The following is a 10,056-nucleotide window of genomic DNA, read 5'->3' as shown; positions in this document are numbered from 1 at the left end:
CCGACGAAGAGTCCGGTGCGCGCCCGGGGGACACGCCGAAGTGCATCGGCTGCGGCATGTGCAGCCAGGCGTGCCCGTGGAACATGCCGCGCGTCGACAGCGAGACCGGCGTATCCACGAAGTGCATTTCGTGCGGACGCTGCGCCGAGCAGTGCCCGAACGGCGCCATCAAGTTCATCGATTGGGAGGATATCGCGCAGAAGGTCATCGACCAGGGCGTCGTGAGGACGACGACCCTCGTGCAAGCGTAGGCGTGATCGCTGGACATGTCCGGTTTCGGCCCGCTGAAAGCGCGGCCGATCCGAAGAGATGCGGAAAGGAGGCAAAAGCCATGGAATACGACGAGATGTTCACGGTGCTGTCGATGTGTTTCGCGCCCGTCGGGCAAGACGAGTGGAAGCAGCTGGTAGACGGCCCGCTCTGGTCGGATTTTCTTGACGCCGCTCGGCGCGGCTTGCAGGACGACGACGCGCTCGGCGAGCCGACCAGCCCGATAGCCCGCGTCCGCAGCCGCTGCCCGCTTCAGGAGTTCCTTTCCGCCGGCGAGGTGAAGGCGCTGTTCACGCCGCCGACGTACGACGAGAAGCGGCTGTTCGCCGCACGCCACTTCACGGGAGGGCTGCCGGAATCGGCAGTGCCGGCAGAGTCGTTGTACACGACGTGGTCGAACGGGTCGCTGCCGTCTCCGTTCTCGAAAGCCGAGGGCATGTACCAGGGAGATTCGGCGCGCTATATGCGCGATCTCGTGGAGCGCATGGGCATGCGGGTGCCGCCGGAATTTTCGGCGTGCCCGGATCATCTTGCGCTCGAGCTCGACCTTGCAGCCGTGCTGCTGCGGTCGGGGATGCGAGATGCCGCCCGCCAATTCGTTTTGGAGCGGTTCTCGTGGCTCACCGCGTATCGCATGCGCCTGCTGGAGCTTGCCGACGACGCCCGGTTCTACATCGGGCTGGTCGACGTGCTCGTGGGCATGCGGGAGCATCTGGCGTTGACGTCGGGTGCTGGCGAGCAAGGGATCGACGCGGATGCGCGTGCCGAACGCAATCGTTTACACGCATGCATATAAGAGAGGAAGCAGCTATGTCAGAACACGCTATAACCAGGCGGAGCTTCCTGGCTGGCAGCGCCGGAGCGGTCGCGCTCACGGCGGCGGCCGGCTATGTGAGCTTCGACGCTTGGGAGCAGGCGCACGCTGATGACGGAGCCCAAGGGGGAGAAACCAAGACCGTCCATTCGCTGTGCAACGCCTGCTCGAGCAAATGCGGTTTCACGGCGTACGTCGTCGACGGGCGCCTGACGAAGCTTATCGGCGACGAGGACCATCCGTACGCCCAGGGCAAGCTCTGCGCCCGTGGCTACGGCTATTCCCAGATCGCCTATTCGAAGGATCGTCTCACCGACCCGCTCAAGAAGAACGACAAGGGCGCATTCGAGGCAATCTCGTGGGATCAGGCCTACAGCGAGATCGCCGAGAAGGTGAAGGCCATCATCGCCGACAGGGGGCCGCAGGCGCTTGCCATGGTGCAGGATCCGCGCCCGTCGGGCAAGTACTACACGAAGCGCTTCATGAACGCGCTGGGCTCGGCGAACGTGTACACGCACGGCGCTGCCTGCAACCTGTCGAAGGAAAGCGGTTTCACCCAGGCCATCGGCGCGGCCAGCTATGCGTCCGACATGGAGAACTCCAAGATGACGATGTTCATCGGCCGCAGCTACGCCGACGCCATTCGCCCCAGCTCGGTGGCAGAGCTGCAGCGCGCCCACGAAAACGGCGCGCATATCGTGCTGGTGGATCCGCGCTGCAACAACTCCATCGCGTTCGCCGACGAATGGGTGCCCATCAACCCCGGTACCGACTTGGCCTTCCTGCTGGCCATGTCGAACGTGTTGGTGACGCGCGGCCTGTACGACAAGCAGTATGTGGCCGATAACGCGGTGGGTTTCGAGGATTGGGCCGCGTCGCTGGCCGACTGCACGCCCGAATGGGCCGAGAAGATCACCGGCATCCCCGCAACCACCATCGCGCGTTTGGCCGTGGAGTTCGCCGAAGCCGCCCCCGCGGCGTCCATCGAGCCCAGCTGGCGCGGCGCTTTCGGCTGCTCGTACGCGAACTCCGGCGAGACGGCGCGCGCAGTATGCCTGTTCAACACGCTGCTGGGCTGCTGGAACCAGGAGGGCGGCGCCATCTTCACGCCCAGCGTGTCTGCGGGTGATGTGGACAAGGAGAAGTTCCCCAGCGTGCCGAAGCCCGAGGCCAAGATCGCCGGCACCGAGGAGTACCCGCTGGCGCTGACCAGCATGGGCACGAACCTCTTCGCCGCCGAGCAGGCCAAGAACGGCGACATCAAGGGCATGTTCTTCTACAACTCGAACATGGCCGCCGGCTATTCGAACACGGCGTACTTGGCTGAAGCGCTGTCGCAGCTGGACCTCATGGTGGTCGTGGACGTGCAGATGTCCGAGACGGCCCTGTTGGCCGACTACGTGCTGCCCGATACCAGCTACCTCGAGCGCCTCGAGCTGCCGGAGTTCATCGGTGGCAAGGTGCCGGCTGTCGCGCTGCGCGACCAGGTGCTGGAGAAGGTGCATCCCAACACGCGTCCGGTGGACCAGATCTTCTCCGAGCTGGCCGAGGCGTGCGGCGTGGGCGAGTACTTCCAGTTCAGCGTGGACGAGCTGGCCGACGCGCAGCTCCAAACCGTGGGCCTGTCGCTGGAAACGCTGAAGAAGACGGGCACGGCGCACTTCCCCGAAAAGGAGTTCTCCTACGGCTCCACGCCGAAGTGGAAGACGCCCACCGAGAAGGTGCAGTTCGCCAGCGAGGCGTGCGAGAAGGCGGGGCTGTCGCCCTATCCGGTGTGGGTCGAACCGGCCGTCATGCCCATGGGCGACGAGCTGCGCTTGATCGGCGGCAAGCAGGCCATCCACAGCCACACCCAGACGGCCAACATCGAGGACCTCATGCAGATCACGAAGGACTACGACCTCACGCGCGTGTGGATGAGCGCCGACACGGCCGCCCGCCGCGGCATCGCCGACGGCGACGAGGTGGAGGTGTCCAACGGCCAGCACACGGGTCGCGTGCGCGTGAAGGTCACGCAGCGCATCAACCCGACGGCGTTGTACATGCCCAGTCACTACGGTTGCTCGTCGCCCGACCAGCACACCGCCTACGAGGTGGGCCTGCGCCAGATGGACTACGTGCCCTTCCGCATGGAGCCGGGCTACGGGTCGGCCTGCACGCAGGAGACGGTCGTCAACGTTAAGAAGGCAGGTGCGTAATGGCTCGCTACGGAATGCTCATCAACACGAAGAAGTGCATCGGCTGCTACGCCTGCCGCGTGGCCTGCCAACGCCAGAACAACCTGTTGCCCACCGAGGACTTCATCCGTTACGAGGAGCACGAGGTGGGAACGTATCCCAACGTGCGCGTGGAGACGGTGCCTTTGCAGTGCATGCACTGCGAGGACGCCCCCTGCGTGGCGGTGTGCCCCACCGGCGCCGCCTATATCGGCGCGGACGGCATCGTGGGCGTGGACCACGGCCGCTGCATCGGCTGTTTGTACTGCATGGCGGCGTGCCCCTACCAGGTGCGCGTGCGCAACGAGGAGACGGGCGCGGTGGACAAGTGCCGCTTCTGCACGGTGTCGGCCGAGACGACGGGCACGAAGATGTGCTCGTGCGTGGAGGCTTGCCTGACGGGGGCGCGTATGTTCGGCGATCTGGACGACCCGGACAGCGACATCTCGAAGGAGATCGTCGCGACGAACGCGCAGCCTATCGCGGGCGACCTGACCAAGTCCAAAGTATTTTACGTGAGGTGATGAACGATGACGTTTGAACCTATTTGGGGTGCCATCATCGCATGGTATCTGTTCCTCGCCGGTCTCGGCGGCGGCGCGTTCGTGACCTCGGCTTTTCTGGGGTGGCGACATCCCGAGGCCGTGTCGATGCGCAAGATCGGGCATCTGGTGGCGCCTATCGTGGTGATCATCGGCCTGTGCTTGCTGATGTTCGATGCGAAGGCGGGCCTCATGAACCCGCTGCGCTTCGCCCTGCTGCTGACGAACTTCGGATCGGTCATGACCTGGGGCGTCGTGTTCCTCGGCGGCTTCACGGTGATATCGCTGGTCGTGGTGGTCCTCGACTTCATGAAGAAGCGCGTGCCGGTGTGGCTCGATATCGCCGGCGTGGTGTTCGGCGTGGCCGTGGCCATGTACACGGGCGCCCTGCTGGGCGTGTGCAAGACGTTCCCGCTGTGGAACAACGCGCTGCTGCCCATCCTGTTCCTCGTGTCGGCCATGTCCACCGGTGCGGCGTCGGTGCTGCTCATCGGCATCTTCAGGCACGCTGACGAGTTCAACCGCGTGGGCGTGCTCAAGAAGTTCCACTTCTGCCTGCCCGTCATCGAGCTTGTGCTGATCGCTGCGCTCATGTTCATCACGTGCACGAATTCCACGGCCGGCTGGAACTCGGTGATGTCGCTGCTGGTCGGCGGATACGCGCCGCTGTTCTGGATCGGGCTCGTGCTCATCGGCCTCGTGCTGCCCACAGCGCTGGAGACGTGGCTTCTGTTCTTCAGCCCGAAGGAGTTCGAGGAGAGCCGCAAAGCTCACTGGATCAGCGCCGCGTCCGACGCGGGCGTGCTGGTGGGCGGCTTCCTGCTGCGCTACCTGGTGGTGGTCGCGGCCCTGCCGCTGACCATGGTGGTGCCCATGTTGTAACGGGCATCGCCCAGCCTGATGTTCCGCGCGCCGCTCCTCCGGGGCGGCGCGCGTGCGTTTGCGGGCTGCCGAGCGTTTTCGCTGCGCAACGCTGGGATCAAGGACTTCTCACGCGGCCGATCTGGTATCTGTTACCTGCGTTTACGTGCTTTTGCACTATAATAGATCGCTTCATGGAAAGGTAATCTGATCAACGGTATCACGAAATATGCTCGCGAGTGGTCGCCCATGGGCTTGGCGCTGTCCTGCGTTCTTGCCGGATTCGCGCTATGCCTGCATGCCGATAATCTGCTGCTGGGCGCCTATGCGCTCGAAGGCGCGGCGGATCTGTTCATCCATTCTTTCCTTGTGGGCGTTGTGGCGTTGTGCGTCGTCGTGTTCGTTTCAGCGCACGACGGCGAGAAGCGACGCTGGTCCATCGGCGTAGGGTTGCTCGCATCGATCGCGGGCGTACTGTGTGCGTTGCTCTACCAGGTTTTGCCTACTCCGGTGAGCGCTGCGGGCGCTGGTTTGTTCCTGGGCTTCGGCCTGACCTGCCTGCTGCGTCAATGGGGTCGCTACTATCGTCTGTTTTCCTACCAAGGGGCACTGCTCAACACGATGCTGGCATTCTTGGCGGCCTCGTGCTGGTGGTTCGTGGTGTCGCATGCCGGCACGCCGTTTCTGTTCTGCCTTGGAATGCTCGTCTTGGTATCGTGCGGGGCGCTGCCCTTGCTGGCGAGCCAGATCGTGCAGGCCGACGAAATCAAGGCCGGCTTGCGCAGCGTCGTCGCGGTAAAGCCGCTCGAAACCATGCGCGAAGTCATGCAGAAGGGATGGGCGGCGGTTGCCGGTCTCATGTTCAACTTCTTCACGATCGGTTTGACGCTATGGTCCGATCGGATCGGTGTCGAGTCCGGGGACGTCGCGTACAAGCCGATGGCGTATCTGCTGCTAGCCATAGTGGTATGGTGGGTAGTTGCGCACGCGTACCGCGCGCGAGGCGGCATTCTTCAAGCGTTCTACCGTATAGCGCTTCCCGTTGCGGCGGCTCTCATGCTTGTGTGCCCGATCGCCAACGTTACCGGCGCCTTATCGGGGCTGATGCTGTTCTCCACCATCTCCTATTTGGGCGTGGCGTTGATGAACGTGCTGGGCCTCGTGGTTCTGTTGTGGATGGCGAAGAGCTCCGACGTGGGATTCTCCAAAGTGTTCGCTGCGTTTTGCGCAAGCTGTGCGGCCAGCGTGGCGGTCGGCATGACCGTATTTCAGCTGTTCGGCGCTCACGCCCAGTTGCTGTGGTCGAGCGTCCTATCGATCTACATCGTGGCTGTAGTGCTGAGCGAGGTGGTGGCGGCCATAGGGCGGCTCCATGCGGCGGGCGAACCCGCGCGGAGGGCGAGTGAAGAGGGCGAGCTGCTCGACTTGGCCGAAGAGGTCGAATAAGCATCTGGTATCCGGTTGGCCGCTGTGTTGATTTGGCGCGAGCGTGCGCGCGAACCTCGTCGGAAAGCCTTATGAGGTTTATCATATACGCAGATGAAACGGGGTGCCCAACCTGTTTACACCCCCGTACGACCCAAGAAGGAGATGCTCATGGACGCACGCGTGTACGAATTGCTGAACGATCAGATCAACAAGGAGCTGTACTCTTCGTATCTGTATCTGTCCTTCGCCGACTACTACGAGGAGGAGGGTCTCGAGGGCTTTGCCAACTGGTACGAGATCCAGGCCAAGGAAGAACGCGACCATGCTCTTATCTTCCGCAACTACCTGCACGAGAACGGTTGCAAGGTGAAGCTGCTGGCCATCGATCAGCCCGACAAGGAATTCACCACGTTCCTGGAGCCGTTGGAGGCCGCGCTCGAGCACGAGAAGTACGTGACCAGCCTCATCAACGACATCTACGCCGCCGCTGCCGAGGTGAAGGACTACCGCACCATGAAGTTCCTCGACTGGTTCATCGAGGAGCAGCAGGAGGAAGAGGACAACGCCGACAAGATGATCACGCGCATGAAGCTGTTCGGCTCCGATGCGAAGGCCCTGTACGACCTCGATCAGGAGAACGCCGCCCGCGTGTACTCCGTGCCGTCTCCGCTGGCTGCTGCGGAATAGCCCGCAAGCATCTCCGAGCTATCGCGCCCCCGCCCATGCGGGGGCGTTTTTTCGTTTACAGCGAACCCAGGTACTGCCAGAAAAGCCGTGCCGACGACGAGAGTGGCGCTCCTTTGCGTTTTATGCCGTAGGTACCGAACGCACTGGCATGCGGCACGGCGATGCGCACGAGTGCTCGCCCCTCCTTCGGGTCGTTGAGCACGTGGGGTGGAAACCCGAAATACAGCGCATGCTGTTGCGTGGCGCTTCGGACGAGTAGTTCGGCGTCGGACGTGGTCATGAGGATATCTGGATGCGCGCCTGCCGCCTCGCACGCCTCGACGAAGTAGCGGTGCAGGTGGTTTCGCTTGCCGAACGTCACGAACGGCTGCCCGTCGAGGTCGCTCAGCTCCAGCTCTTTGCGCGCGGAGAGCGGGTTGTCTTCGGGGACGAACGCGTACACGCCCGTCTCCACCACCAGCATGGGGTCGAATTCCTCGAGGTACTGCGGAGCCGATCCCACGAGGCTGATGTCGGATTCGCCCGTGCGCACCATGTCGATGGCTGTTTCCGTGGTCACCTCCTCCACCGACAACACGATGTCGGGATGCTCTTCCCGAAATGCGTCGATGGCTCGATCAGGCATGGAGAGCGCCGTGCCGTGCGCCATGGCCACCGAAAGCGTCCGGCGCAGCGCAGGGGCGCCGACGCAGCCGACGTGGCGGCGCTCCAGCTGTTTGAAAGCTTCCACAACCGGAGCGGCATCGTCGAGCAGCGTGCGCCCGGCATCCGTCAGCTCCAGATGGTTGTCGCGATTCGCCAGTAGCGGTTGCCCCAGTTCGTGCTCAAGGTTGCGCACGGCCTTGCTGAGCGCCTGGCGCGACAGAAAAAGCTCGTCGGCCGCCTTGGTGAAACTCCCCAGCTGTGCCACGACGATGAAGTAATCCAGTTGCCGAATATCCACGGTCCCCTCCCAGAAGCCGTTTCGTGTCGGCTCCCAGCATAGCGCATGCCGACGCCTTCTTGATACCTCCGATCATGATCGGAGCGCAAGCAGAAAACAGTTGCGGGTGGGCAACTCGAAGCTGCTTTCTTGCGATGCGGCTCGGTACGTAAGATGGGGATGCCTGCAAGGGGCAGGTATCTAACCAGGAGGGAGCACATCATGGGAAAGCAACAAAGATTCTCGCGTCGTGATTTTCTGAAGTTCGGAGCGGTGGGTGCGGCCGGAGCAGCGGCAGCGGGCATCGTGGGCTGCACGCCCAGCGGCGGCGCGACCGACGAGGCGAAGGCTGCATCGCCCGCAATGGACGGCGCGATCAACTCGTCCGACGCGGTGCTCAAGCTGACCGACGGCATGCCGAAGTGGTCGTTCATGATTCCGCCTGAGCCCGTTCCCGATGATCAGATCACCGAGACGGTGGAGAACGACATCATCGTGGTGGGCGGCGGCATGTCCGGCTTCACCACGGCTGTGTCGGCGGCCGAGCAGGGCGCGAAGGTGACGCTGTTCTCGGCGGCCAGCGCTCCTATCTCTCGCGGCGGCTCGAACTACGCGAAGAACTCGAAGGTGATGGAAGAGCTGGGCATCGAGCCGTTCGATCCAGTGCCGTTCTACTATCACGAGATGCGTGCCGCCTCGTTCGCCGTCGACCAGCAGAAGTGGATGCGCGGCTATAACGAGTCCGAAGAGGCTATGAACTGGATGATCGACATCGCCCGCGAGAGCGGCCTGCAGGTCATCATGGAGCGCGACAACACGTTCGACCTGGGGCCGAACTACGCGCACGCCTTCTCCACCGAGGGCAACAGCGCCATGGTGTCGACGGGCCAGCAGGGCGCCGTGGAGGCGCTCGAAGCAAAGGCGCAGAAGCTGGGCGTGGAGATTATCTACGACACGAAGGCCGAGCAGCTCATCCGGGAGGACGACAACAAGGGCCGCGTGACGGGCGTTATCGCTTCGAAGATGGCCGACGGCAGCTATGTGAAGTTCGTCGCGAAGCAGGCTGTGGTGCTGGCCACGGGCGACTTCTCCAACGACAAGGAGATGCTGGCCGCGTACTGCCCGATGGTGCTGCCGCTAGTGGGTTACGAGCAGGGAGAGATCGACTACAACACCAGCTTCAACCTCACCGGCATCTACGGCGGCGACGGTCAGAAGATGGGCCTGTGGGTTGGTGCGGCGTGGCAGCATGCGTATCCGAACGCGCCCATGATGCAGGGCGCCTGGGGCGGCAGCCACGAGCCGTGCGGCTTCCACATGGGTTTGAATGTGAACATGAACACCGAGCGTTACCAGCGCGAGGATATTTCGGCGCCTTACAGCTCGAATCACCTGTTGTCTCAGCCGGGCAACGTAGCGTATGGCATCTGGACGGCGAATTATCCGCAAGCCATCCTGGACAAGGGGCACGAGTGGTATTCGTTCGGCATGGATTACACCTTGCCCCCGCTTACTCCCGACGAGTTGGTGGCCATGTGGGACGCAGGTGTGGAGACGGGAGCGTACTTCAAGGCCGACACGTTGGACGATCTGGCTAAGCAGTTGGGCTTGGACGCTGCGAAGCTCAAAGAGGTGGTCGCGCGCTACAACGAGCTGTGCGACAAGGGCGTGGACGAGGACTTCTACAAGAATCCCGACTTCCTCGTGAAGATAGACGAGGCGGGCCCCTTCTACGCGGCGCAGAACTACGCGATGTTCATGACTGTTATGGGCGGTCTGCGAACGAGCAAGGACATGGAGGTGTGCGACGAGAACGACCAGCCCATCCCCGGCTTGTTCAACGTCGGCGCTATGGTGGGCGATATGTACGCCAACACGTACAACTTCGCTATACCGGGTAACAGCTACGGCATCAACTGCCTCACGTTCGGGTATCTGCTCGGGCGTGACCTTGCGGCCGGGAAGTTTGCGTAGCCGACCAGAAACGGAGGCGTGACAACGCGGTGACGATTGGCAACGATTTGGTTGTTCACCTGCACAAAAACGCTTCTGAGGGTTCGCAAACCGAACAAAAGAGCGTACAATCGGCGTTGTCCGACAGTTGATAAAAAAATCGCAATACGAACGAATAAAGACTATCTTCGCCAAGTAAACAGTCTCGTGAGGTATTGCTACGAACATCGTGTGAGCGGTGGGCTAGTAGGCTTTCAGCCAAGCGGTACTGTCGGTATTCCTTTCGATGAGGCCGGGGAGCATCCGCGGCCTCGTTGCGTCGGGGGGGGGGCTCCGCTGCAAGCCCCCCCATCATCGCGCGAA

At 62.7% G+C, this 10,056-nt stretch carries 9 protein-coding genes; 8 read left to right on the top strand and 1 reads right to left on the bottom strand.

What is annotated here, in order from left to right:
* The 7 genes from ACMO6A_RS10980 to ACMO6A_RS10950 form a co-directional block, all read left to right on the top strand.
* A partial coding sequence (locus tag ACMO6A_RS10980) for a 4Fe-4S binding protein (RefSeq protein WP_418471261.1) occupies window positions 1-251 on the top strand: 251 nt, incomplete at its 5' end.
* 80 nt (window positions 252-331) lie between these two features.
* A complete protein-coding gene (locus ACMO6A_RS10975; RefSeq protein ID WP_114548007.1) occupies window positions 332-1,066 on the top strand; it encodes a molecular chaperone TorD family protein in 735 nt (244 codons plus the stop codon).
* Window positions 1,067-1,080: 14 nt separating this feature from the next.
* Window positions 1,081-3,282, top strand: coding sequence for a molybdopterin-containing oxidoreductase family protein (locus ACMO6A_RS10970; RefSeq protein ID WP_009608439.1), 2,202 nt, complete (start codon window positions 1,081-1,083; stop codon window positions 3,280-3,282).
* Window positions 3,282-3,824 carry a 4Fe-4S dicluster domain-containing protein gene (locus tag ACMO6A_RS10965; RefSeq protein WP_009305279.1) on the top strand — a complete coding sequence of 181 codons (543 nt, stop codon included), beginning with the start codon at window positions 3,282-3,284 and terminating at the stop codon, window positions 3,822-3,824. The genes ACMO6A_RS10970 and ACMO6A_RS10965 overlap by 1 nt, the downstream gene beginning before the upstream one ends.
* 6 nt (window positions 3,825-3,830) lie before the next feature.
* Window positions 3,831-4,724 carry an NrfD/PsrC family molybdoenzyme membrane anchor subunit gene (gene nrfD / locus ACMO6A_RS10960; RefSeq protein ID WP_009305278.1) on the top strand — a complete coding sequence of 298 codons (894 nt, stop codon included), beginning with the start codon at window positions 3,831-3,833 and terminating at the stop codon, window positions 4,722-4,724.
* 228 nt (window positions 4,725-4,952) lie between these two features.
* On the top strand, window positions 4,953-6,149 hold the full coding sequence (locus ACMO6A_RS10955; protein ID WP_009608431.1) for a hypothetical protein: 1,197 nt from the start codon (window positions 4,953-4,955) through the stop codon (window positions 6,147-6,149).
* A 150-nt stretch (window positions 6,150-6,299) separates the two neighbouring features.
* The gene (locus ACMO6A_RS10950) at window positions 6,300-6,818 is read left to right on the top strand and encodes a ferritin (protein ID WP_009305276.1); all 519 of its coding nucleotides are present in this window, start codon (window positions 6,300-6,302) and stop codon (window positions 6,816-6,818) included.
* Between the two features lie 55 nt (window positions 6,819-6,873).
* On the opposite strand, the gene ACMO6A_RS10945 is transcribed toward ACMO6A_RS10950, so the two are convergent.
* Window positions 6,874-7,761 carry a LysR family transcriptional regulator gene (locus tag ACMO6A_RS10945; protein ID WP_021410023.1) on the bottom strand — a complete coding sequence of 296 codons (888 nt, stop codon included), beginning with the start codon at window positions 7,759-7,761 and terminating at the stop codon, window positions 6,874-6,876.
* A gap of 201 nt (window positions 7,762-7,962) precedes the next feature.
* Between ACMO6A_RS10945 and ACMO6A_RS10940 the strand changes: the two genes are divergently transcribed.
* Entirely contained in the window at window positions 7,963-9,714 is a 1,752-nt protein-coding gene (locus ACMO6A_RS10940; RefSeq protein WP_009305274.1) for an FAD-dependent oxidoreductase, read from the top strand.
* Window positions 9,715-10,056 lie beyond the last annotated feature (342 nt).

It is taken from the genome of Eggerthella sp., from assembly GCF_048329335.1.
GTDB lineage: Bacteria > Actinomycetota > Coriobacteriia > Coriobacteriales > Eggerthellaceae > Eggerthella > Eggerthella lenta.
Note: the sequence above shows the minus strand (reverse complement) of the source record. Positions and strands in the feature narration are given on the sequence as shown.